The sequence below is a fragment of the Aeoliella mucimassa genome (assembly GCF_007748035.1).
Taxonomy (GTDB): domain Bacteria; phylum Planctomycetota; class Planctomycetia; order Pirellulales; family Lacipirellulaceae; genus Aeoliella; species Aeoliella mucimassa.
In genome coordinates, this window is record NZ_CP036278.1 from 2,482,273 (window position 1) to 2,508,166 (window position 25,894).

The 25,894-nt window shown below is 56.1% G+C and carries 14 protein-coding genes, 6 tRNA genes and 1 pseudogene; 15 read left to right on the forward strand and 6 right to left on the reverse strand.

The window, feature by feature from the left end; genetic code table 11:
• The first annotated feature begins 379 nt into the window (after positions 1–379).
• From Pan181_RS10000 to Pan181_RS10045, 11 genes and pseudogenes are all read left to right on the forward strand, one after another.
• Positions 380–450: transfer RNA gene (locus tag Pan181_RS10000), tRNA-Gly, on the forward strand.
• A gap of 102 nt (positions 451–552) precedes the next feature.
• A pseudogene (locus tag Pan181_RS10005) lies at positions 553–1,151 on the forward strand (DUF4291 domain-containing protein).
• Between the two features lie 39 nt (positions 1,152–1,190).
• Complete coding sequence (locus tag Pan181_RS10010; protein ID WP_145246685.1) at positions 1,191–1,457, forward strand: hypothetical protein; 267 nt, start codon at positions 1,191–1,193, stop codon at positions 1,455–1,457.
• Between the two features lie 20 nt (positions 1,458–1,477).
• Positions 1,478–1,550 (forward strand) — tRNA-Leu (locus tag Pan181_RS10015).
• Positions 1,551–1,556: 6 nt separating this feature from the next.
• Positions 1,557–1,670, forward strand: a tRNA-OTHER gene (locus tag Pan181_RS26060).
• Positions 1,671–1,680: 10 nt separating this feature from the next.
• A tRNA-Asp gene (locus Pan181_RS10020) sits at positions 1,681–1,755 on the forward strand.
• A gap of 10 nt (positions 1,756–1,765) precedes the next feature.
• Positions 1,766–1,839 (forward strand) — tRNA-Leu (locus tag Pan181_RS10025).
• Positions 1,840–1,863: 24 nt separating this feature from the next.
• Positions 1,864–2,367, forward strand: a complete 504-nt coding sequence (locus tag Pan181_RS10030; protein WP_145246686.1) for a methyltransferase domain-containing protein — start codon at positions 1,864–1,866, stop codon at positions 2,365–2,367.
• Positions 2,368–2,741: 374 nt separating this feature from the next.
• Complete coding sequence (locus Pan181_RS10035) at positions 2,742–7,322, forward strand: CotH kinase family protein (protein ID WP_145246687.1); 4,581 nt, start codon at positions 2,742–2,744, stop codon at positions 7,320–7,322.
• 186 nt (positions 7,323–7,508) lie between these two features.
• Positions 7,509–7,580, forward strand: a tRNA-Asn gene (locus Pan181_RS10040).
• Positions 7,581–8,034: 454 nt separating this feature from the next.
• On the forward strand, positions 8,035–9,141 hold the full coding sequence (locus Pan181_RS10045) for a slipin family protein (protein ID WP_145246688.1): 1,107 nt from the start codon (positions 8,035–8,037) through the stop codon (positions 9,139–9,141).
• 159 nt (positions 9,142–9,300) lie between these two features.
• Here the strand turns inward: Pan181_RS10045 and Pan181_RS10050 are convergent, their stop codons facing one another.
• The 6 genes from Pan181_RS10050 to Pan181_RS10075 all read right to left on the reverse strand — a co-directional run bounded on the left by Pan181_RS10050 (position 9,301) and on the right by Pan181_RS10075 (position 16,114).
• Positions 9,301–11,220 (reverse strand): dockerin type I domain-containing protein, encoded by a 1,920-nt coding sequence (locus tag Pan181_RS10050; protein WP_145246689.1) that lies wholly within the window; start codon positions 11,218–11,220, stop codon positions 9,301–9,303.
• 53 nt (positions 11,221–11,273) lie between these two features.
• The gene (locus tag Pan181_RS10055) at positions 11,274–12,299 is read right to left on the reverse strand and encodes a discoidin domain-containing protein (RefSeq protein ID WP_145246690.1); all 1,026 of its coding nucleotides are present in this window, start codon (positions 12,297–12,299) and stop codon (positions 11,274–11,276) included.
• A 133-nt stretch (positions 12,300–12,432) separates the two neighbouring features.
• Positions 12,433–12,861: a hypothetical protein gene (locus Pan181_RS10060; protein ID WP_145246691.1), complete on the reverse strand. Its 429-nt coding sequence runs from the start codon at positions 12,859–12,861 to the stop codon at positions 12,433–12,435.
• Positions 12,858–13,802 (reverse strand): DUF1559 domain-containing protein, encoded by a 945-nt coding sequence (locus Pan181_RS10065; protein ID WP_197529124.1) that lies wholly within the window; start codon positions 13,800–13,802, stop codon positions 12,858–12,860. Before Pan181_RS10065 ends, Pan181_RS10060 begins: the two co-directional genes overlap by 4 nt.
• Positions 13,803–14,069: 267 nt before the next feature.
• Complete coding sequence (locus tag Pan181_RS10070) at positions 14,070–15,572, reverse strand: FecR family protein (protein WP_145246693.1); 1,503 nt, start codon at positions 15,570–15,572, stop codon at positions 14,070–14,072.
• Positions 15,569–16,114, reverse strand: a complete 546-nt coding sequence (locus Pan181_RS10075; protein WP_145246694.1) for a sigma-70 family RNA polymerase sigma factor — start codon at positions 16,112–16,114, stop codon at positions 15,569–15,571. Before Pan181_RS10075 ends, Pan181_RS10070 begins: the two co-directional genes overlap by 4 nt.
• A gap of 403 nt (positions 16,115–16,517) precedes the next feature.
• On the opposite strand from Pan181_RS10075, the gene Pan181_RS10080 reads away from it, so the two are divergent.
• From Pan181_RS10080 to Pan181_RS10095, 4 genes are all read left to right on the forward strand, one after another.
• Positions 16,518–19,688: an alpha-L-rhamnosidase gene (locus tag Pan181_RS10080; protein ID WP_197529125.1), complete on the forward strand. Its 3,171-nt coding sequence runs from the start codon at positions 16,518–16,520 to the stop codon at positions 19,686–19,688.
• A gap of 360 nt (positions 19,689–20,048) precedes the next feature.
• Entirely contained in the window at positions 20,049–20,756 is a 708-nt protein-coding gene (locus Pan181_RS10085; RefSeq protein ID WP_197529126.1) for a PEP-CTERM sorting domain-containing protein, read from the forward strand.
• Between the two features lie 164 nt (positions 20,757–20,920).
• Positions 20,921–22,510, forward strand: a complete 1,590-nt coding sequence (locus tag Pan181_RS10090) for a hypothetical protein (protein WP_145246697.1) — start codon at positions 20,921–20,923, stop codon at positions 22,508–22,510.
• 88 nt (positions 22,511–22,598) lie between these two features.
• Positions 22,599–25,880: an alpha-L-rhamnosidase-related protein gene (locus tag Pan181_RS10095; protein WP_231943798.1), complete on the forward strand. Its 3,282-nt coding sequence runs from the start codon at positions 22,599–22,601 to the stop codon at positions 25,878–25,880.
• Positions 25,881–25,894 lie beyond the last annotated feature (14 nt).

Consider the following 25,894-nt stretch of genomic DNA (forward strand, 5'->3'; position numbering starts at 1 on the left):
AGGCTTCGTTGCCACGCAACTGGCGTTGTTTTTCGCCGCTTTTGGCAAATAAGTACGAACCCTTGCGGGGAAATGCCCTCTAGTTAGGTATCCGCAGGCACCAGGCACAAAGTCCGCCTGCAAGTCGATACCATCTTCGGGTTTTCTGAGGGATCTACCCATGCGACACCCTTACTCATCTCTCGCTCTGTCTGTTGATGCAAGCTTGCTCGGCTCCGAAGCCGACGATTTGCTCGCAGACGGTCTGTTAGGCAATCTTCCTGCGCGAGATTGATTTTCTACACGCGACGCAAAGCCGCTCGCTTCGCGAGCTCCACTGCTTATGCGTCCCCGGTGTCACCCCTGCTTGAGTGTTCGTCTAGTCGTTCACGCAATCCTTGCGCCCATGATGTAGTGGGAGCCTACCTGCTTGCCATGCAGGATGTGCCGGTTCGATTCCGGCTGGGCGCATTTGGTCTTTGTCGCCGCCGCGCCGGTGCACGACTGCACTCGGCCGCTGCGGCAAGCGACACCAGTTCACAACTTCCTACTTAACAAATCCCAATCTGAACAATGGCTGCATATCGAGAAATCCGCGCCGACTACGATTCGCAAACGATCGTCGTCTACCAGGCGTATCACCCCAGCATTGCTGAGCCGGCAGTGAGAGAGCACGATTTGTCGCTCCTTTCTCGTTCGGACGAATGACCTGGATCAAGCCTTCCTTCCTATGGCTGATGCAGCGCAGCAACTGGGCGAGCAAATCGGGGCAAGAACGCATACTAGCGGTGCGCATCAGCCGGCAAGGTTGGGAGCAAGCTCTCAGACTCGGCTCGCTCACCAGCTTTACCCCAGCGGTACACGCTCATGTCGATGCCTGGCGCACCGAGTTCTCTCAATCGCAAGTGCACGTGCAATGGGACCCCGAGCGATCACTACGCGGTAAGAAACTGGAGCATCGCTCCCTGCAAGTTGGCATTAGTCGACACCTGATTCGCAACTACGTGGAGCACTGGATTCAAGAGATCACCGACTACACATCCCGAGTCAAGAAGATCCGTCAGCTTTGCTTGCAGGGTGACTACTCGCGGGCCAATCGGCTACTGCCGCCTGAGAGGGGTTACGAGCTTCCCGACGACCTCGCGCAGCGACTCGCTATGACCACACCTTAGCAATCGATTCCTACACCATTCCAATCGTGAGGCAATCCCATGAAATCGACCACCTACGTTCAATGCACGTTAAAGCGCACCGCTGCTTCGACAACTTCCACCATTACCTCGTACCTACCGATCGCGTTCGCCAAACACAAGCGCGTGGTTCGTCTTCGCGATGAACAAGGCGAATGGACCGATGGTTGGATCGTGGAGCAAGTCGGCGACATGCTGGTCGAAGAAAACGAACTGCCCGACTATCGCAAAGCGATTCGGGCACACCGCCAGAAAACTGGCGACAGCTTGCGACGCAGCAAGAACTAACCCCAGCATGCTCGCATGCTGCCCAGATACGCCAATTGGTGAGCGGCCTGACTTAGATTCAGGTGCCTGCAGGTTCGAATCCTGCTCTGGGCATCACACGGTTCGGTAGGCAATCGGCAGACCACCTCGGCTTAAAACTCGTGCTTCGACGTCTTAATTTCGAATAGTCGACGAAGCACGCGGATGCTGTGGGTTCGAATCCCACCCGAACCATCCTTTGCAAGTCCTCGTGGAGCAGCTTGGAGTGCTCGCCACCCTGTCACGGTGGAGGTCGCGGGTTCAAATCCCGCCGGGGACGCTCACAACTCGGCACGGTACGCAAACTGGCAAAGCGGCGAAGCTCAGACCTTAGTGCCTGAGGGTTCGACTCCCTCCCGTGCTACTCCCCTTCCCCCGAGAACATTCGATGGCAAAAGTCAAAACCACTTCCGGCTACCGATTCGTTAAGGAACTCGGGGGAGCTATCCCGCGAAGTTACCCCAGTCGCGGTGCGCAAATGCTCGAAGAGCGAAATCTCTTACAAGGACGCATCCTCGATTATGGATGTGGGTTTGGTTTCGATGCCGATCATTATGGCTGGGAAGCTTACGATCCGTACTACCGATGCCAGCATCCGAGCGGCGAGTACGACACCATCGTGTGCAATCACGTGCTGAATATGTTGACGCGTGGAACTCGCACGAAGGTGCTGCACGACATACAGCAACTGCTTACCGAATCGGGACACGCTTACCTAATCGTGCCGCGTAACATTCCTTCCACAGGAAAATCCGGCTTGCGGAAACGAGTGCAGAACTACGTTGTGCTGACCCTACCGACTCTCTTCGAAGGGCGGCAACTGACCATCTATCAACTGCAACGCACAAGCACGTTTGAAGATGTCACGAACGAGTTCGAAAAACGCTTCTAGTGTCCTGAGGGACAAACCTCTGCTCGATTGGACTTCGGAAGGCCTGCTCGGGGAAACCGCATGTCCGACTACTCTCAAGCGAACGATTAGTAGTGACTCAATCGCACAAGAGAGCCTTTTAAACGTCCAAGAGGTTTCGCTTAGGCTTCGGCGTTGCGCGTCATAAACGTCACTTTTTTTCCGAAAAAAACCTTTCCGTTGGACATTTTCTATGTAACCACCTCTTGGAGATCACCTAAGACGGTGACTACCTGCAATTTGTAAAGTTAAATCATTATTTACCCTGTGACGAATAGGGAACTTTTTATTAATATCACGTGAAGAGACACGATTGACACCATCTTCTCACCGGAACCGAAATCAGCAGTCTATCCATGCGCAAGCGGTTACTTTTCGAGCATTTAGAGTCACGCGAATTGCTCGCCGCGGATCTCATCATTACCGAATTCATGGCCTCGAACGGAGGCGTTCTTGAAGATGGCAACGGAGCTTCGTCGGACTGGATCGAAATCTATAACAACGGCGACCAAAGCGCCGATTTGCTCGGGTACAGTCTGACCGACGACTACGATGATCTGAACAAATGGTCGTTCCCAACTTCCGAGGTTCTAGCCCCCGGTGAATACCTGGTGGTGTTTGCCTCGGGCAACGACGAAGTCGACTCGGCCGGGTACTACCACACCAATTTCGCGCTCTCCGCCAGCGGCGAATACCTGGGGCTCGTGGATCCCCAGGGGAACGTGCTCACCGAATATGGCTCGAGCACCTCGGACTACCCGCAGCAGATTTCGAATATCTCCTACGGCATGGCTTTCGACGCTCCGCTCACAGCCCCAGTGACGCCCGAAAGCAGCGTGAGCTATTTGATCCCCACGAATAGTTCCGTCGATTCGACATGGATGAATGTAGGCTTCAACGATGCATCATGGCAAACTGGTACCGCGAGCTTGGGCTACGAACGTTCGGGCACCAATTTCGCCAATGCTGGGCTTCTCGACACCCAGCTTCCAAATGGCACTACCACCACCTACGTACGAATACCATTTACGATTTCCGATACGAGCACGCTGCTTAGCAAGCTGCAGATGAAGTACGACGACGGCTTCATTGCGTACATCAATGGCACGCTCGTCGCCAGCGCGAATGCGCCCAACGACCCTGGTTACAGTTCGCGAGCGACGACCGATCACCCCGATAGCGAAGCGGTTGTGTATGTCGACTTCGATGTCTCCGGGTACTCCGATCTATTGGTCGAAGGGGAGAACATCCTGGCGATTCACATGCTGAATCGCTATAGCAACAGCTCCGACTATCTGGCTTCGATCCAGCTGCTAACAGTCACCGGCGGGCCGATCGAGCCTTACGTGATCGGAGCGTTGCAAACGCCGACGCCAGGCACGCCAAACACGAATTTGCTGGCTTCGGAGGTTGAGTTCTCGCAAGCTGGTGGCCTATTCGTCGACACGTTTGAATTGGTGCTCGAGACGGCTGACGCGAGCGAAGTGATTCGCTACACGACCGATGGCTCGGCGCCGACCGAATCCTCGACACTGTACACCGGGCCGATTACGGTTTTCGATACCATTCAAATCCGCGCCCGCGCGTTCGGCCCGCTGGGTCAAGTCGGTGGCATCCACTCCGAGACCTATACTCATACCGATTCGACCACAGCTGCTTTCACTTCAGATCTGCCGATTATCGTGTTGGAGAATTTTGGCGAAGGAACTCCTGGCACCGGCGACTTCGAGGATGCAGTGATGTCGCTGTACGATGTCGATCCTGTGACCGGTCGAGCGTCACTTAGCAATGCCGCCGATATAAGCACGTTGATCGGCCAGCATCGCCGTGGTCGAAGCACCGCGAACAATCCGAAGACGAACCTGCGCATCGAGATTCGCGACGAGTACGGCGAGGACAAGAGCATCGAGCTGCTAGGAATGCCATCGGAATCGGATTGGATTCTGTACGCGCCTTACACGTTCGATCGGGCGATGCTGCGAAACACGACGTTCTTCGACATGAGTCGCGCCATGGGCAATTGGGCCCCACGCATTCGCTTCGTCGAAGTCTATGCGAACTTTTCGCCGTTCAACAACAATTTGACATCGGCCGACTACATGGGCGTGTACGTGTTGATGGAGAACATCAAACGCGATTCGAACCGTGTAGATATCGACGAACTCACCTCTACGCAGAATAGCGAACCAGAAATCACTGGTGGGTACATCATCGCGATGGATGGCATCGACGGCGAGACCCCCGATGGGGCAGCCTGGAAGACCGATCGAAATATCCCCACGCTTGGCGACTCGTGGTTAGTGCTCGAAGAGCCTGACGCCTATGAACTCACCGACGCCCAGGTGGATTACATCCGCGGTTACGTTCAGGACTTTGAAGATGCGTTGTACGGGCCGGACTCCACCGATCCCGAACTTGGGTACGCTGCGTATCTGGATGTGGAAGCATCGATCGACCACCACATCGTACGGGTGCTCTCTAAAGAGCCTGATTCGCTTCGCTTGAGTACCTTCCTCACCAAAGAACGCGATGGCAAACTAGCCTTTGGTCCGCTATGGGACTTCGACCGCTCAAGCGGAGCCGATAATGACTCGCGCTCTGCGAATCCCGAAGGGTGGTACCTGCCGGATGTCGACTTCTTCGGTTCCGACTGGTGGGGGCCATTATTCGACGATCCAAATTTTGCCCAACAATGGGTCGATCGTTGGCAAGAACTTCGAGCGGGCGTGCTGAGCGACGATAGCTTGCGTGCCTTGGTAGGTGGTCAAGCCGATCAGATTGCCGAAGCCCAAGTACGTAACTTTGAACGCTGGTCTGAAGTCGCCCCGAACGGTGGAACCTATGCCGACCCAGGGCTTACCGGGTGGGAAGCGGAAGTGAGCCACCTAACGAACTGGCTGATCATTCGCGCGAATTGGATCGACGATCAATTGATCCAAATGCCGTTCCTCACCCCATCGCCTGGCAATACCGAATCGGGCCAAGAGGTTGAACTCACCGCACTGCCGGGATCCACGATCTACTACACGCTCGATGGCACCGACCCCCGAGCCAACGGGGGAGGCATCTCCCCTTCGGCCATCGAATACACCGGCCCCATCACGATTACCAGCACAACGGAAATCAACGCTCGTGCCTATGGCGTGGCCGCAGGAAGCTCTTCGAGCAATAGCAGCTATCCCTCGAGTGAGTCGCCACCGAATGTGCTCGATGGAAACCCACTGACGAAGTATCTGAATTTCGGTGGTGCCAATTCAGGCATCATCCTCACGCCCGACTACGGCTCGTCGATCGTAAAAAGCTTTGTTCTTACCACGGCCAACGATGCGGATCAGCGCGACCCGGCATCGTGGGTCTTGTATGGCACGAACGAAACCATTCAGAGCAGTGACAACAGTGCAGGAGTTTCCGAAAACTGGACTCTGATCGATTCGGGCGACCTGTCGCTCCCGGACGATCGTTACACGGATTCGTCGCCCATCGAGGTCAACAACTCCACGGCTTACACCTCCTACAAGTTGATCTTCCCCACCCTGAAGGGATCCTCCCAGTATATGCAGATTGCTGACATTCGTTTCTACGATTCAGCGAATGCCCTTGGCACTCAACTTCTTTCCACCAGGGATACGGCACTTGCCATTCATGAGGTTAGCTTCGAAGGGATATCGTCGTGGAGTTCGCTGGTAACCGGATTGTATTCGGTAGAGGTCCCGGCCGATGCATCCAGCCTGCGTATTAGCGAGGTCCACTATCATCCGGCCGATCCCACAGCGGCTGAGCTAGTACTGGCTCCAGGAACCGAGAACGGCGACTATGAATTCATCGAGCTAGTCAATACCAGCCAACAGACGATTAGCTTGAATGGCGTGACGATCAGTGGTGGAATCACTTTTGATTTCACCACCGGCAACGTAACCGCGTTGGCTCCCGGGCAATCGGTCGTAGCGGTGAAAAATGCCGAAGCCTTTGCGGTCCGCTACGGTTCGGACCTAACCATCGCGGGCGAGTATGATGGCAGCCTCAGCAACGGCGGCGAGCAGTTGATACTCACCGACGGCTCGGGCCTGACGATCCATAGCTTCACGTACGAAGATGCCGCGCCGTGGCCAACGTCGCCCGACGGCGATGGTCCCTCGCTGGAGGTAGTCGATCTATTCGGCGATTATTCCTCCCCCACCAACTGGCGGGCAAGCTCGGCCGATGGTGGTTCGCCCGGCGTTCATCGCTTGCTGCAGGGCGATTACGACTACAATGGCTTAGTCGACATGAACGACTACCAGGTTTGGAAATCCAATTATGGTTCGACCACCAGCCTGGCTGCCGATGGCAACGAGGATGGCCAGGTATCGCTGGCCGACTACACCGTCTGGCGCGACAATCTAGGAGCCGTGTTTACCGCTCCCGCATCGATCGCTGCGATCGCCTCGACCAAATCGTCCCAGGAACCGGAAGCCACTCCCACGGTTGCGGAGACTTCCTCGACACCAAGCAGCGACGCAACTGCCGACTCAACGACCCCGAGTGTAGCAACCCAGTCCACTGGCGACACTTCCACGGAGCCCGTGATCGCAGCAGTGGCCGGCGAAAGCAGCGATTCCAGCGTTGTTGTCACTCTTGAAAAGAGCATTGCATCGAAGTTAGTAGCACCGACCGCCAACCACGTGCACTTAGCCGCTCCTGCGTATCCGATTCAAGCAAGCAACCGACTTCGCGGGAGTTTCTCTCCTGCCTCCTCGGCGGTGATCGCTCCATTGAGTGACAACTCAGTTACGTCTGGTACAAGCAGCGAATCGCAATTGTTACTCGATCTGGCTTTCAGCGATCTCGATCGTCTAGAGCAACGCGTGACTTCCACCCCAATTGAGGAACAACCTACAAGCGCGGATTCCACGATAGAGATCGCCGCGCTGGATGAAGCGTTGTTCGCGGAACTATAGACCAGCTTCCTCACGCATCAAGTAAGAACAATGTGGGTTTGCGATCGCGTATCGCGAACCCACCATGGTTAGGTCTTGTCAATCGATTGCCTTACGTCGCTGGACCAGCGGCTCACCCACGCTCTCAACGCAGATCGCGCGGGTGTGTTCCGTGCTGGATTCTAACAAGGCGATGTTGGACGCCCACTTGGGTAGCTCATGGTTAGAGCACCAGACCATTGATCTGGAAGCTTCGGGTTCGATTCCCGCAACCAAGCGCAGGTTCACCCCCTGTTCCCTGCAAAGGGACCGGCGCGAAAGCGTCACGAGCAGCCCGAGGGTAGCGGACGACCATGAAGTCAGTTGCCTCCCAGGTGTTTGTGCTTCGGTGCCAGCCACTGCGATGCGACAGCACACCCCAACACCCTGCAGCCCGTGGATACCGCTTTTACTGCCATTCATTCTCGGCTTGCCCTGCTCTAACTCACGACAAGCCCCAACCGGCTTGTCGCGACATTGCCAGGCAAGTTTGAGCTGAAATGGAAGTGGCTGCTCAAACGACGCTCCGTGCTTGGATGTGCGACTTTCTGGACACGGTCCGCTACCTGAGGGTATTTTTGCGAACCTGCTGATCAGTTCGTTCGTCCTCTACTTCCTGTACGATCAGTTTCAGTACATCGGGGCGGAAGAGCCGACCGCCGGTTTTAAGCGGCTCGAAAGGAGGCACACACCTATGCTGTGCTTTAAACGTGTAAAAATCAGAAGCCACGAAGTCGGTTTGTACTTCCACGATGGCGAGTTTCGGCGTTTGCTCACTCCCGGGCGGCACTGGCTATTCGATCCTCTGTGGAAGGTACGTGTCGACACTATGTCGCAGCGAACACCATGGATCGCGCACGAACAACTCGATGTCATTGTCAAAAGCGGACAATCAGTTGGCCATGCGGAGATCGTCGACCTCAAGGACCACGAGCGGGCGCTCGTGTGGATTGAAGGGCGATTCAGCCACATCCTGCCGCCAGGGCTGCACGCCTACTGGACGGAGTTCAAAGACGTGCAAGTACAGGTGGTCGACGCCCGCAAGGTGCAGTTCGAGCACCCCGACTTTGCCACCATCGTTCGGTCGCCGATGGCTTCGCAGGTACTCGACGTCTGCGAAGTTCAGCGGCATCACGTAGGGGTGGTATTCGTCAATGGCGACTATACCGCTACGTTGCCTCCAGGTCAGTACGCCTGGTGGCGTCATCTGGCCACGACCAAGTTGGTGGAGGTCGACATGCGCGAGCAGTCTTTCGACGTCGCTGGTCAAGAAATCATGACCGCCGACAAAGTCACGCTGCGTATGAACGCCTCGGTGAACTATCGCGTGGTCGACGCACCGAAGGTCGGCATGGTCACGGAGGGAGCCAAACAGTCGCTGTACCGCGAAGCACAGCTCGCCCTGCGGGCGGTGGTCGGTACGCGTGATCTCGACTCGTTCCTGACTGGCAAAGACGTTGTAGCCGATGAATTCCGTGAGCAGCTCCATCGTCGGGCGAGTGAGCTCGGCCTGGAGATTGTATCGGTCGGTGTTCGCGACCTGATCCTTCCAGGAGACATGAAGGAGCTGATGAACAAGGTGATGGAAGCCAAAAAGGCAGCTGAAGCCAACCTGATTGGCCGCCGGGAAGAAACCGCCGCCATGCGAAGTCAGGCAAACACCGCCAGGCTGCTGGCCGATAATCCGACCTTGATGCGACTGCGAGAACTGGAAGTTCTGGAAAAGGTCGCTTCGGCGGGGCAATTGAACGTCGTACTAGGCGACAAAGGCCTGGCCGACCGTGTTGTCAACTTGCTGTGACACGAAGTGTCGCGGAAACCGCAAAGCTGAGCGGGGGGACTGCCCTCCCACCCCGCTCAGCTGAATGCGGGTCTCATGATAAAGGAAGCTGTCAGGAGATTCGAAGCACACCGCATCCCACTGACGAGCTCCTCGCTACCAATACACCTCGCCGACGAACTAGCGGCGAAAGCCTCGAACAGCCAAACCGATGGATGCCAGAAGCACCAACGCCAGGCTGTTTGGTTCAGGCACGTTGGCCGATCCGACTGCCGACACGCTACCTGATGAAGGCAAACCAAAGTTAGACTTCCAGATGTTGTAGTCGGCCATGTTGATCACGCCATCGTTGTTTCCATCGGCCACGGTGCCGTTCGAAACCGAGCGGCCGAGATTATCGCGCCAGAGCGTGTAGTCGGCGATATTCACGATACCATCGCGATTGTAGTCGCCGGCTGTCTGCACGATGTCGCGGAACACGACCGCGCCTTGAGTAAAAGTCTCTTCGCCATCAAGCAGGTAATTGAAGACCAGGTCTTCCATACCACCATTTGCCTCGGTGAGAAACAGATTCCCGAGCTCAAACACCTGGCCCGACAAGGTCACTGAGCCAGAGGACAAAAGCTCGCTGAGATTATTGGCCGATTCGCCCGACTCTCGCCAGGTGCCAACCGATTGATCTTCGAGACTTAGCCAATCACCATCGTTGGGCAACAGCGACCCCGAATCGGAGTGGATATTGTATCCATCGATCGACACGGGAATGGCCGACTGATTCTGAATATAGGCTTGACCACTGGTAGGATCGACCACCAGCACCACGTCGTTGTAGACCTTATCGCCAACGTAGACGACTTGGCCTTGCACCACAGAACCATCGGTGGTGAAGTACTCGAATTGAATGTCTTCGAGTTCCGATCCAATCGTGGTAGCGGTCGGCTTCTGGAACACGTTGCCCAGTGATACCGGCGAGCTACTGGAGATCGCGAACGTTCCATTCGGTTCCAGCTCGGACAACTGGGTAGTGGCGCCTCCTTGCGGAGACTCACGCCAGGTGCCGACTGAATCGTCTTGCAGGCTGTTCCAGTTGGCTGGATTCAAACCACCCAATACGGAACTCACGGTGTAGCCATCCAGTTCGATAGGAGAGGTCCCTCCCATGATGGTCATCTCATTCGTGTTTCGGTCGACCTGCAAGTACAGATGTTGTTCAAGACTGAGCCGCCCGAAGTATCCGTAATCGCTACTTGCATCCGCAACTGCTTCGAACGTGAATGTCTGGCCTGGAGTCAGGTTCGAATCCACAACCACCACATCGGAGAACATCGAGTTGAAGCCGGGCGCGTCGATCAGGTCCCAGCTATCCCCTTGTTGTGGGGTGTAACCCGAAAACTCCACCTGTAGCACGCCATCGGCGGAGGCATTGTTGGGGGTCTTAAACGTGGAGTGCGAGGCACCTGTAATTTCGGCGACGTAAGTAGCACCAGCATCGACATCGAACGTATTGGACGTGATATCCACGTTCGGGCCAATGATTCGCATGCTGTTGCCAGAAAGCACGTTAAATCCTGAAGCCTTGCCTTCGACATTAAAGATCGAAGCGGTCGTTGTGGCAAAACCAGTGCCATCGAGGACGACGGTGTTGCCGGAACCCTGTACGATGATGTATCCCGATTCCAGCGAACCGCCAGGCTGCACGGTTAACGAAGCGGTACCAACACCACCAACATTAATACCGCCAGACGATAGATTCACGCTGGCTTGCGAGCCGTTGTACAACCTCAGGCTCCCTGTGGGAGTCACCACAAGGTGGCCAGACTGACCTTCGTTGTAACCAATCGCAATCTGACCTGGAGCAACCGGCGAGCCTTGCACAAAGACAGTGTCGCCGTTGCCGATAATTGCGATGGCATCATCTTCTCCGTCGGGAAGAAATCCGGAGAAGCCTTCGACTTCCCAGTTATTACCATCGCCGTAGGTCGAACCGTCGCCATTGCCAGTCCAGGTGAAATCGGTCTGGGCCAGGCTGTGAGTTGACACACCAAGTACGAATACGAAGGCTCCCATATAGAGAAGCCGATTTAAATGTTTAGAGGGCATAACGATATCCTAGAAAGAGTAAAATCAAGTAGAACCATCAGTAGGATGCTTCGTTAGGCCCGACGGCGAAGCCGCAGACCGTAGCCCAACACAACCAAAATACCCAATCCAGTGAGCGAAGCCGGTTCGGGAACCGCTACGCCTTCGATCTGTGCCAAAAGCGATGCAGGCACGTGCTGCTTCCAATAGCGGAAGTCTGTCGCGTCGACAAAGTTGTCGGCCACGATGTCGCCATCCAGGCCCAGAGCCGATGGCACCTGCAGGAAGTGATCGCTAATGGTATAGAAATCGTCGATATCAACCACGCCATCGCGATTAGCGTCGGCTTGATCAAACTGAGGAGCCGTGCCAAACGCGTCGATCTCGAGAAGACCAGCATAACCATTGTCGGCATCGATTGATGATAGCTGCAGATAGCGAGCGAACGGAGCAATGGCGCCCGACGCATCGTCCACAATGTTGTAGAGGTTGGTCACGGGATCACCGCCGCCTTGATTCTCCATTTTCGAAACCGAGGTAATGGTAGTGTAGGTCTCGCCATCGACGGAGGACCTGAGCGTAAACGATGTGTCGTCGCGGCCCGAATCGTTCCACCCAAAAAAGATGTCGACCTGCGACAGTTCGTACACACTGCCGAGATCGTAGGTTACCGATCCCCCAGTGGAAATCGTACCATATCCATCATGAATGATGGCAAAATCGTCGATGTCATTCGAGGTGTTACCGTCGCCATCGGCGTCGCCAGCATAGCGACCAATAATGGCTCCATCAGTCCAGGCCGACACACCAGTGGAGACCTCGCCCATGGGACTGGGATAGTCGTTCGTTAGCGCGCCTGCGGTGGTGCTGCCAGTGTATACCGCGGAAAGGCCTTGCAACAGATCGACACTCGAGGCCGAGAAATTATCGGTGCCACCTTCGGTAGCCGGATCGTAAGCTTGTCCGGGGGATCCCCCCGAGGGAGCTACATTACGAAAAGTATTCGTTACGATCACAGCCTGAGCTTGTTCGGCAAACAACAATCCCACGGTCGTCGCTACCAAACCAAGCACACAGCACAGTTGTCGATTTAGTCTCATAAGAAATCTCTCCCAAAACAGTTACGAGGAGGTCGGACTTTGTTCGCACCCGACTTATGGTGTTTAATTTTTTGATAAGCAAAGACTTAGTTTACTGAGCTGTTGGAAGTGCTCAGCACAAGATCGGACAGGATTACTTCGACGAGAGGTCAAACGAGAACTCATTGGAGCCTGGTTTCACATCGACTTCGAGCTCGGTTTGCTCGTTGTATTTCGGAGGAAGCACATCCTCGATGATTGGCACCATCGGACTGTTCGGTGCATTGCTGGCTTTGCGTTCCCCTACCTTTTGGGGAATCCGAATGGCCACTTTGGCTGTGCCGATTGGAACTTCGGCTTCGTAATGGCCATCCTCAATCTTGGTGCCTGCAGTCCGGGCCTTGCCGTCGCGAGGCGCAAAGATGATGGATCCCTTTGAGGGCGGATTACCATCGACTCGCACGATACCATGCACGGAGCCCATGGAGTCGTCTTTCGACTTGCAGCCTACCATCAACAGAGACAGTACAACGCATCCCATCATAGAGAGAGCGAGCCGCCTGGAAACCAATCGCCTGATCATTCCGAAACAACCTCCTCTCCGTTCATGGTTCCTGCTGCTTGCCAAATAGCGAGCGAGATATCATCGGTCTTGAAAGCGACTGAACCATCGCAATAGGCCACGTTCACGCCGCCGCTATGGCGACTGCGAGCAGCCGCTTCCTGCCGGCTGTACTTGGTCGCATCAGCAACGGGCATGAGAGGATCGCCTGTTTCGGTGAAGTATCCATCGGCGATCAAATCGGGAGCCGAGGTGTTTGGCGTGTTGATCGTTTGAAAACGAAAAACTCCTTCGTCGTTCAGGATATCGCCCCGCCAATCGTTGTCTTCCGTGGATTGAGCACAAATAACCTCTGACAGCATCATGGTGTTGCTCGTGCCATCGGTCATTTGGGCAAACGTGGTCGCCCGCGGTTCGGTGGTGCGTCCCTTCTTGTGCAGGAAGGGAGCCTCGCCGGGTGCGTAGATGGCAGCGACGTAGGTGCCACCGTAGGGGACATGTCCCCAGTTCACCACGTAGTTGCCTCGCCGCCGCTGATAGTAGCCGGCCGAAATATCCTCGCCATCGGGATCGCTAGGGCAGCGGTACATTGGAATCTCTACACCGCCGAGACCTTCTAGAGTTTCAGGAATCGTAAAGGGTGGGTTATACAAGTGGCCTTCTGGATCCATCTGTCCATGCATGCTGGTTTGTTCGATGAACTGCCAGAGGTACATCACCCAGGTCTGACGAGGAAACTCCAAATCGAGACGCGACCCGCGACTGCCGATCGGAAGCCGCTTGTAGGTATTGTGATGCATTTGCATCGCAAGACCCCATTGCTTCATTTTGTTCGTGCATTCCGTGCGACGGGCGGCCTCGCGTGCCGACTGCACTGCGGGGAGTAGCAGTGCAACAAGAATGCCGATGATCGCAATCACGACCAATAGCTCTACTAGAGTGAATGCTCGATTATATCCCATTCGATTGGACGGGTTGGTTTCCATGCGTAGCCCCGTGGGGAGTAGATGATGACGAAAAGACGGGAGAGTTCACTCTCTGCCTGTCACCACAGAATCGCGACAGACGAAACAAGTACCTCTACAAATACATGATCGAGGAAGCTGTTTCCTGACGATGGTTTCCGCAAAAACCGGAGGAAATTTAACGCCACACCATCATCGCGCAAGCAATGCGCAGCAGTGTACGAGCACTGCAAGAGCTATCAACAGAGCCAAGCTGGTTGCTACTTACTCAGACAATAAACCAAAGGCCTGCCACTCCACCCGCAACGCGGTGGGGTTATTGTGCTCAGGTGTCTTCGGGTTCGAAGGGGAGTTGTAGAGATCGATCGAGATCACATTCTCTCCTTCGACAAAGTGGTCGCGGATCTCTATCGGGTGGAAGCTGCGAAAATCGTAGACATTCCACGTTGTCTCCCAGCGCTTAAAGTCAACCGGGTGACCGTTAATCCGTAGTGCGTTGATCGCATCGTCGACCAAAAAATAGCCGACGATGTATATGCTGCTGAGATCGTAACCGGTGAGGTCAAACGTGGTCTCAAACGTATGCACCGACTCTGGAGGTACGCCAGCATTAAAATCGGTATCAACGGAGATCCACTGCGATACATCAGGGCGGTTGTCTTTATAGGAACCGGTATCGCCGGCGGTGATCACGGATGACTTGGGATAAGGGCCTTGATCCTTGCTGCCTGAAGTGATGATCCAATGCGAATCGGTTCCTCCCACCTCAGCGCCCACTCCTGTGTTCCACATCCGAATCGGCCGCAATGGGCGGAACTGTTCGATCTCGCTGGCAAACTCGTGTTGCCGAGCAGCGATCAACTCGACATGCGATTTCACACCATCGACTCGGATTGCCTGCCCTGTGTGCAGCATGACCGATTGCTGGCGAGGCGTGCGGTGTCCCAACGGCTCGGCCAGTACCGCCCCGTCGAGCACGTGGGCTTCGACCACGCCTTTGCCATCCGCCGAGAGGGCGAAGCGAGTTCCCAGGTCAGTAACCTTGAGATTGTCGCACGAAACGACAAAGCCGGTCGCCCATTCCGACGCTTGGGCGGTGAGTTTGCCGTACTTCAGTTCGGCCAAATCCTCCGTGACCAACGTCATCACGCAAGGTCCCTGCAACACCAAGTCGGCCCCGCAGGCCATGCTCAACTGCGCCGATCCCGAGAGCAACTCGAGATGTCGCTTTTCGTCCAAGGTGTCGCCAACCGCAACTTCGCTACCCGGTGCCCAGACCGCTTGCGATGCCGACACGACGTTGGCAATCGGCTTCGATGGCCTCAGCAACTGCACTCCACGAGGCACCGTTTGAATAACGCCTCCGAGATCCGTCTCGTTGGAACCCAAATACAAACGCCCGGTTACAGCTAACATGATCGCCGCTGCCAGAGCAGCAGCGACCCAAGATTTACGAAGCTGCGCACCAGACGCAGAACGCGCCGATGCTGGAACCGCGGTGACCACCTCGGGCTCCGACGACTCGAGATCCGACGAGGTCATATCGTTGATCTTGCCCATCGTGTCGGCGTAAAGACGCGCCGAAGCCGCGCGACGCCCAACTTCGAGGTGAACCGTGCAAATATTCAGCAGCAGCTCCCCCCCTTCGGGGCCATACTTGCGTATGATCGCGTCGATTTCGGCATCGATTTCAGGGGTAGAGTGCTCGTCCCAAGCTTGGCTGAGTAGCTCAATCAAGCGATTGGTGTCCTTCTCCGTAGGCTTCATGCGGTAGCTCCTTGCGAGATCGTCCGCTGAACGCAAGAAAACAACTTCTTGCGGATTCGACAAATCGCCTGATAAATAGCACCAATGGTTCGATTTTCCGACTTGGCGATGGCCGCCATGTCTCGATTCTGAGCGTAACAGCGTTCCACCAAGCTACGGCTGTGGTCCGAGAGTTTCTTTAGACAGTGATTCAACGCCTCGGACGTTTCTGTGCTGCTCCAATTATGTTTCGCGTTGTAAGCCGCAGCTATTGCATCGAGAGCTTCGTCGCCCAAGGTAATGGCATTTCGCTTGCGAGAACGCAGGAACGCCCTCGCCGTGTTATGAGCAAAAGCGGTTGCCCAAGCACTGAAGTTCGTGCCGACCTCAAAGGAGTCGAAGTTTTCCCAAAGCAACATGGTTACCTGCTGATACACATCTTCCGCGTCCGCATGATGTTGCACCAGTGAGTAGATGAAAGCGAAAAGATCGCAATGGCACGCGGCCAGCAACTCGCCAAAAAGCCGTGCTCGTTGGCTAGGTGTGAAATCGTCGGAGGCCATGGACCACTATCTCCGCTCAATCATCAGAGGAACAAGTTTCATGATACGCCTGCCCCCCAAACCAAAACCTGGGGGAGATCCTGTCGCACGTTCAGTTGATTCACCAAACATGCAAGAAGCCCTCAAATGAGTGGATACCCATTATATATTCATGACCTGCAAATCGGTTTTCTGACAGCGTTTTTTTTATTTTCCACAAAGTAGCAAATCCTGTTCGCGACGCCTTGACTCCGCAGCGTCCAGCCCACATATCAATAGCTTGACCTAACTTCTGTTCTGCCAGTTTGGACTCCCGCTTGGGCTCTCTCCCAGGCTGCCTTTAGTAGTGCTGAGGACCTGCATGTTAACCAAGGCATCTTTTACCGCCTTTGCCATTTTTTGTGTTGTTTCGACCGGGGTTTGCATGGCTGCCATTGCCCCCGAAGGCAAGTTGCAAGCGACTCGCTTGCGATGCGAATATCGAGACAGCGCGGTGGGAATCGACAAAACAAGCCCCGAGTTGAGCTGGATTGTCACCTCCGAAATGCGTGGGCAGCGACAAACCGCTTATCAGATTCTGGTGGCTTCGACTCCCGCATTGCTTGAAGACTCGCAAGGCGATTTGTGGGACTCGGGAAAGGTGGAGTCGAACTCTACCTACGGAATCAACTACGAGGGCAAGCCACTCGAGTCGCACCAATGGTGTTATTGGAAAGTCCGCACCTGGGACGCCGAGGGCAAGCCAGGACCGTGGAGCGAAGCAGCGCATTGGTCGATGGGACTCCTCTCGCAGGACGAGTGGCAAGGCGACTGGATTGGCTGGGATGGGCTGCGCCATTTGAATTCCGATCCCCCCCCTGCACCTCTCCAAGGAGCGCAGTGGATCTGCCATCCCGACGATACCTCCTCGGATGCTCCGGCAGGGCAAACCGTGTACCTGGGCAACTGGGACTTGGGAGACATCGAGGCTCCGCAGCAAGCCACGCTAACGATAGCTGCAGACGATCGTGCGATCATCTACATCAACGGCGAGCAAGTCGCCCAGGTGACTTCGGTGGAACATCCCGCAAAACAAGAGGTTGCCCCTTATCTGAGAACAGGGCGCAACACCATTGTGGTGCAATGCCATAACAATTCGCCGAGCCCAACGGGAATCTGCTTGAAAGTCGAACTCAAAACAAGCGATTCCCAGGTATTTGTGCTTTACACCGATAGCAACTGGCTTTGCTTGAAGAGTCAGGGTGACTCGTGGCGGAACCGCTCGTTCCAAGATGCTCCAAAGGCACACGCAGTCGGCCCCTTTGGAATCGGCCCTTGGGGTTTCACCAAAATTGCTCGCGACGTATCGGCTCCCCCTAGCTATCTGCATGGCACTTTCACCGCGCAAAGCAAACCGAAGCGGGCAACAGTGTACCTTGCTGCGCTAGGCAATGCCGAGCTGAGCCTCAATGGTCAGCGGGTCAACAACGACTATTTTTCGTCGGGCTGGACCGACTATCGGCAGCGGGTTTATTACCGCGCGTACGACGTCACGGATCAGGTGCAATCGGGCGATAACGCCTGGGGGGCCATTCTGGCCGATGGGTGGTACTCAGGCCATGTCGCGTGGGGTGCACGACGAGATTTCTACGGCGTGAAACCTCGCATGCGTGCGATGCTCCGCGTGGAATACGAAGATGGTACCAATCAGACCTTTGCCACCGACAAAGAGTGGACTGTCACTTCAGGGCCGAAGCAGTTGGCCGACTTCCTGGTAGGCGAAGAATACGATGCAACGAAGGAGAATCCTGGCTGGAACACCACGGCAGCGAACGTTGATTCCGACTCCCCTGTCGATACCGGTGCGGAGGTCTCCCCAACCATTGAGTGGCATCCAGGTCCTCCCGTGGTCGAAATCGAAGAGTTCGCGGCAAAGAGCGTCAGCCGCCCTGCCCCGGGCGTGTATGTTTTCGACATCGGTCAAAACATCGCCGGCGTCGCTCGCATCCGTGTAAAAGGTGCCAAGGGACAGCGCATCCAGATCCGTTATGCCGAGCGATTGAATCCCGACGGCACGATCTATACCACCAACTTGCGACTCGCCCGGGCGATCGACTACTACACCTGCAAAGGTGAGGGCATCGAAATCTGGCAGCCGCGGCAAACCTTCCATGGCTTCCAGTACATCGAAGTGATCGGACTGCACGAGCCCCCTACGGTGGATGCGGTGACTGGCGTCGCACTCAGCAGCGATACACCGCTGGCGAGCGAGTTTGAATGCTCCGATCCAAACCTGAATCGACTCTACAAGAACGTCCTGTGGACACAGCGTTCGAACTTTATCGACGTACCGACCGACTGCCCACAACGCGATGAACGCCTTGGATGGACAGGCGACGCTCAAGTTTACGTACGCACCGCCTGTCGAGTGACCGACGTCCAAGCCTTCTTCCGCAAATGGCTCGTCGACTTAACCGACGCTCAGCGGGCGGATGGCCAGTTCCCGCGGGTCGCTCCGGTGATTCCCGGCGAAGACGATGGTGGCCCCGCCTGGGCCGAAGCCGGGGTGATTTGTCCCTGGGAGATTTACCGCACGTATGGCGACATCGAACTGCTTGAACGCCAGTACCCTTCAATGGTGAAGTACGTGGAGTTCTGCCGGGCGAGGTCGGTCGACGAAGTGCTCCCGCCCCAGCAATTTCACACCTTTGGCGACTGGCTCAGCGTGAATGCCAACACGCCGAACGAGGTCATCTACATGGCCTACTACGCTCGCAGTGTCGACCTGCTGCAACGCGCTGCAGTTGTGTTGGATAAGACCGAAGATGCTGAGCGATACGCTGACTTGCTCGCTCGAATCAAGCAAGCCTTCGTCGAGCATTTTGTTGATGCCGAAGGTCACGTCCGCGGCGAGACGCAATGCGGATACGTGCTGGCGATTGGGTACGACCTGGTCGATGGAGAGCTTCGCCAGCTCGCCGCCGAGCACTTGGTGCGCGACATCGAATCGCGAGGCGGGAAGCTATCGACCGGCTTTATCGGAACCAAAGACCTGATGCTGGTACTCAGCGAAATCAATCGCGACGACGTCGCACTGCAACTCTTGCATCAGCCAGAATACCCAGGCTGGATGTTCTCTATTTCCCACGGCGCTACGAGCATCTGGGAACGCTGGGACGGCTGGACCCCGGACCGTGGATTCCAGGACCCAGGCATGAATTCCTTCGCCCACTACTCGTTCGGGGCAGTCTACGGATGGATGGTTCAGTCGCTTGGTGGCATTCACAATCCGGATGTCGGATTCGAGACGGTTGTGATTGAACCGCTGTTTGATCCCACGTTGGAACAATGCCGCGTACAGTACGACAGTATCCGGGGACCGATTGAGACCGAATGGAACTCGTCGACCGGGCGTCGTGAGTTCCGCGTAGTGATTCCCGCGAACATGAACGCGGTGCTCCGTCTTCGCGGCCATCGCACCGCGGAGCTGCTCGTGGAGGATGGTCCCCTCTCCTCCTCCGGACTCGTGGGCACCGACGAACGGCAAGACGATGGCACCACCACCGCGGTCATTCCGCTTCCGTCGGGCGAGTACCTGTTCTCGCTAAAGCTCTAGCCGAATACCGGAAGCGTTAGGCTCGCTGCTTGGTTACTACTGCACTGCTTTCGCGCAGTGCACACGATGCCGCTGCGCGATGACCACATCTGCTGGTAGCTCCATTTAGAGAAAAACAAAAAAATCGCGTCAGGATTCCTCGGAAAACTGCATCTACTTGAAGAGAGTACTACCTGCGCTCTCCAACGAATGGGTTTGCTCTCTGAATTCGATAGCCTGCGGTACAGCGGGGGCGAGGCTGATTTGCAGCCTTGGCACTTTTCTTTTTCACCGAGGAGATTGCTTGTGATGTGCATCCTTAGACCGGCGTTTTTTGTATTGGCAATATCACTACTGCCTTGTTTTCAAGCGAATGCTGCTGTGGTAATCCAGCGCAACATCGCTCCGTCAGGTGGTTCGCCTGGACAATCCTACGATCCCGCGAGCGAAGGCGGCCCCGACTTCTTCTCTGCCTCGAGCACCGACCTGCTGCAAGGTCTGATGGCCACCTACAGCGGCAACGACTACGCTGGCGGACTCACGGATAGTTACCCAAGCCCTGTCGGCGAAGTCGCCACTGGCGTGTCGGCCTGGACCGACGGTGCCATCATCGGCCGCTATCCTGGCGACGTGGATGGCGATGGGGTGACCTCGAACGATCTCGATGACTTCGCAGTGCTTCACGACGGTTATGGTACCATCGCAAGTGGTGGATACGTGACCTACGATCTGGGTGCTCCCTACGACTTAACTCAGATCGATGTGTTCCTCGGCTGGAACGACAGCGGACGCGACGACGCCAGCTTCAACCTACAAGTGGCCGGCCCCGACATGGTGTTCAGCACCGTCGAGACCTATACCAAAACCGACAACGCTGGCGGTGGCGATCCAGTGACCAACTATGCGTCGATCTCTATCGATGCCCCAGCCGCCCAGTATATCCAACTGGAAATCACCGATGCCGACAATGCCTATGCAGGCATTCTCGAAATCGACGCGTTTGGTACCAAGAGCGTTCCCGAACCAGGTACCATGGTTCTTTTGGCCCTAGGTAGCGTTGCGCTCGTTGCCGTACGGTGCCGAAAGTAGTCTGCTTGGATCATCCCCGGTTTCAGGCATCCCGGCGCAAGGTCGTCGGGATGTCTGAAACTATTTTTACTCCCCTCCCCTACCTACCCTCCATGCTTGGCTTTGCAAACAGGTTTCGCGGGCGACTCTCGACAAGTTGCCAGTGCTTTCTCGCACTGATGTTGATGGTTTCTACTCACGCTTGTGCTGAGTCTCAATCACCCCGCATCGTCAACATCGTCAATTTCATTCGCTTGCTCGAGCCACGCAGCGAAGCGATTACCGAGCAGGTGCTCTTCCAAACCGTGGTCAAGCAAGTGGAGCTGATGAAGCAGCATCAACTGCCCGGCACCTTTCTCTTGCAGTACGACGCATTGAAGGACGAGCGGTACCAGAAGCTACTCAAAGGCCTGCCACGCGAGCAATTCGAGATCGGCTGCTGGTGGGAGTTGCCTCAACCGCTTGTCGAAAAGGCGGGACTCCGCTGGCGTGGAAGGTATCCCTGGGACTGGCACTCGAATGTCGGCTTCGCCTCGGGTTACACGCCCGAAGAGCGTGAGCGGTTGGTCGACGTCTACATGGCTGATTTTCACGACATTTACGGCTACTATCCGAAGTCAGCCGCCTCGTGGTTCATCGACGCCCACACGCTGAAGTACATGCACGACAAGTATGGCGTGATCGCGAGTGCTAACTGCAAAGACCAGGTGGGCACCGACGGCTACACGCTATGGGGAGGGTATTGGAACCAAGCCTACTACCCCAGCACCCGCAACGCTTACATGCCTTCTCAAACAACGGCGGGTCAAATCCCGGTCCCCATTTTCCGGATGCTCGGCAGCGATCCATTGCGGCAATACGACACAGGCGTAGGCCATACTCATCAAGGGGTGATTAGCCTGGAGCCAGTCTACGGCGATAGCGGCGGCGATCCCCAGTGGGTCGATTGGTACTTACAGAATTTCGTCGACGGGGAGTGCCTGGCTTTCAACTACGTGCAAGCGGGGCAAGAGAACTCATTTACCTGGCCAGCCATGCAGCGCGGGCTAGAGTATCAATTCCCGAAAATTGCCAAGCTACGCGACGAGCACCAAGTGCGAGTCGAAACGCTCGCTGAGTCCGGTGAGTGGTTTCGCCGAGAGTTTCCAGTGACCCCCTCGACCAGTGTGACTTTTCAAACTCCGCTCAAAGACGACGACCGCCAGACCATTTGGTTCAACAGCCGGTTCTATCGAGCAAATCTCGCCTGGCAATCGGGTCGGCTCTGGTTCCGTGATTTGCACCTCTTTGATCAAAGTTTAGAGTCCCCTATTCTCACTCAAAAAGTCGACCGCCCCGAAGTGGAGTTCTACACACTCCCCATCGTCGATGGATTCCATTGGAGTTCTCGCGATGTGCTGCCTGGCCTGCGATTCGTGACCAGCGATGGCGAGATTGTCGGTGGTGAACCCAAAGTCACGCATACTCCGGAAGGTTTCTTGCAAGTCACTTGGCCGCTCCAAGCTCAACCAGGTGCTTTCGTGCTGACCTTCTCTGACCAACAACTCCGCATCGAGCTCACCGACGCAACCCTCGACTGGCACCTGGAACTCACCGTGGCAGACCAAACGCACTTGCCCTTTAAGCAAGCGTCGGAACATGTTGTTTCGGCGGTCTACCACGACCATGCTTATCAGCTCCAAACACTGGAGGGCGAACCTTCCTTCAGCGACGGTCAATTGCGTCTGACACCCAATTCACAAACCATTACTTTGCAATTTACTCCCTCGGAGTGAAATGGCTAAACGTTGGTCGCTGTTCCATTCCACCGATGCACCTGAGAACACCGACCAAACCGTAAAACTAACGACGAAAACCTCTGCGATGAATCGACTTTCACTGGCCCTCGGCTGTGTTGCGTTCTGGAACCTGTTTTCCGCTGCTACTCTGGCCGACCTGAACGATCCTAGTTCGTCGACCGCCTCGTGGATCAGCACCGGCGCCCTGGGCGGCGAGAATCAATGGTACGCGTATCGCAAGACGATCGACCTCACCGCATCGCCCGAGAGTGCCATCCTCGACATCGCGACCGACTCCAAGTACTGGCTCTGGATCAATGGCGAAATGGTGGTTTACGAGGGAGGTCTCAAACGCGGCCCCACGCCCAACGACACCTACTTTGATCGCGTGGATGTCACCCCGTACCTGCAAGAGGGAGAGAACACCGTCGCCCTGCTCAATTGGTACTACGGTCGCGGCGGGTACTCCCACATCAGCAGCGGCTCGCCTGGCGTGCTCGTCGATGGAGTGATCGATGGTGAATCGCTGGTCACCGACAACACTTGGCTCTCCACCAAGGTCGACTCGTACGGAACCGCAGGCACTTGGTGGATTCTTCCCGAAGCAAGCCTGCAATACGACGAGCGGGCGAGCATGGGCGACTGGCAAGCTCCCGAGTTCGACGACAGCAAGTGGAAAGCCTCGACCGTGCTGGGGGCCCCAGGCGATGATCCCTGGAACGACCTGGTGGAGCGCCCGATTCCTCAATGGAAAGACTTCGGCCAGCAAGCATTCAACAACAGTGCGTTTGTCTCCACCGGCGAAGAGATGGTATTCGATCTCCCTTACCAGGCGCAATTCACACCGTATTTCAAAATTGCAGTTCCCTCCAATGCAGCGGGCCAAACGGTTCACATGCAGACCGAAACCAACCTTCTGTCGCACACCTCGGCCGAGTACATCACCGCCACCGGTGTTCACGAGTATGAGTCGTACGGCTGGATTAGCGGCGAGCAACTGCACATCCAGTTCCCCGCAGGAGTCAATGTGCTCGAAGTGGGCTATCGCGAAACGGGCTACAACACCGAGTTTGTCGACTACTTCCAAAGCGACGACACCCGCATCAATACACTGATGGACAAAGGGGCGCGGACTCAGTACCTCAACATGCGCGACAACTACTTCGATACGCCCGACCGCGAGCGAGCCGCCTGGTGGGGGGATATCGTCAACGAGTTGGGTCAATCGGTCTATATGTTCGATACCAATTCGCACGATCTGATCAAGAAGTCGGTATGGAATCTTGCTGACTGGTCGAACGACAACGGTACGCTTCATTCTCCGATTCCCACCGACAGGAACACGTCGGAGCTTCCCATGCAAATGCTGGCAAGCGTCGGGCATTATGGGTTTGCCAACTATTACCGGCACACCAACGACACCGAGACAATCACTCACGTCTATCCCAAAGTCAGCAACTACGTGCTTGGAGTTTGGGACATGCGAAGTAACGGCCTGCTCGATACTAGCCGCATAGGTAACCAAGCCGGCATGTGGGACTGGTTCGACTGGGGCGACAACATCGATCGCGAGGCGATTGCCAACTGCTGGTACTACCTCGCCCTCCAAGGCCAACGGGAGCAGGCCATAGCCATCGGCGACACCAGCGATTTGGCCGAAATCGACCAGCGGATGGAGAGTATCGCCAACAACTACGACAGCACGTTCTGGAACGATTCCCGTCAGGCGTATTTCTCTTCGCGTCATGCTTCCAACGGCGGCACCCCCGACGACCGCGCCCAAGCGTTGGCCGTGCTCGCGGGGCTTGCGCCCGAGTCTCGTTACGACGCCCTTCGCGAAGTACTCGTCAAACAAGAGAAGTCCTCTCCTTTCATGGAAGCCTACGTAGCGCCGGCGCTGGCCGAAATGGGATTCGCAGCCGACGGTTTGCTGCGGCTCCGGCGACGATACGCCGACCAGATCGACAGCAGCCAATCGACGCTCGGCGAGATCTTTCAGGCCGGGTTCGATGCAAACTGGACCAAAAACCATGCCTGGAATGCACCTCTCACGTTCTTTGCCGAATACGTCGCTGGCATCAAACCGATCGAAGCTGGCTACGACACCTACCAGGTGCGACCGAACTTCGCCGGGTTGAATGCGGCCTCGCAGCACATCGAGACCATCAAAGGGGGCTTGGACTTTTCGATGAGTCGCACCGATGTCGCCGGCCCCACGGCCGGGTATCAACTGTCGCTCCACTCGCCAGACAACACGTTAGCAAACGTCAGCCTACCGCTGGATGGTATTCGCGCGTTCGATCAGGTGCATGTGAATGGTCAAGTCGTCTATAGCAATGGCACCTCCAGCGATTTACCTGGTTTCACTTTCACTGGCATCCAGAACGGTCGACTCGAGTTCGAAGCTGCTCCTGGCGATTGGGATATCACGGTTGTCGGTCAGCAAGCGGGTTACTTCACCACACGTTCATGGCAAACGGATTCGGATCTGCCGCTCGATGGATCGAAGACCTACACGCATGCGATCGACTTCTCTCCCGGAGGAGTTGCCAATCAGACTCTCTCCGGCACGACCACCATCGGCGGCGTCCCCTTCACCCAAGAGTCGGTCGGCAACGGAACCACTACCGGGCTCGGTGTGGTTTCCGGCCGCGACAACACCTCCGGAGCCAACTGGGCCCTGAGCGGTATCGAGTTCACCTACCAAGGCCTTGGCTCCCGCGCGCCGGGCGAAGCCGGGGGAATGCTGAGCGATGGCCTCGTGGCCGGCGGTATGAACCAGGTGCTAACTCTCAACGACCTGGAACCCAACACCGATTACATCCTCACTTGGTTTAGTCCATTATGGAATGGCAATACCGATCGTGTCGGCATCCTCGACGGCTCCGACGACGGCATCGGCCAGGGCATGACCATCGCGGTGGTTCAGGATGCCGATGCTGAGATGCTGATCACTCAATACCGCTACAACACCGGCGACTCCACGACGTTCCAAATGCACTTCACCAGCCTCACTGCGGGTGAGACCCTGCATCACTACGCGTTTACCAACGAGCTGGCGACCGAGCTGTTTGCATTCGTCTCGATCGTCGGCGATGCGAATGGCGATGGACTGGTCGATCTGGCCGACTTCGATGTGATCAGCGATCACTTTCTCACCTCAGTCGACCCCGGCAGCCATGGCGACGTGAACTCCGACGGAGTCGTGAACACCAAGGACTATCGCTTATGGCAACAAGCTTATACGGAGTCGCTCAGCAGCTTTGGCCAAGGGGCTGCCCGCGTGCCGGAACCGACCTCGCTGCTGTTGCTCTGCGTCGCACTGGGCCTGGTCAGCTACCGACGGATTAAGTCGACTGCTGCTTAGCAGGCAACTATTCA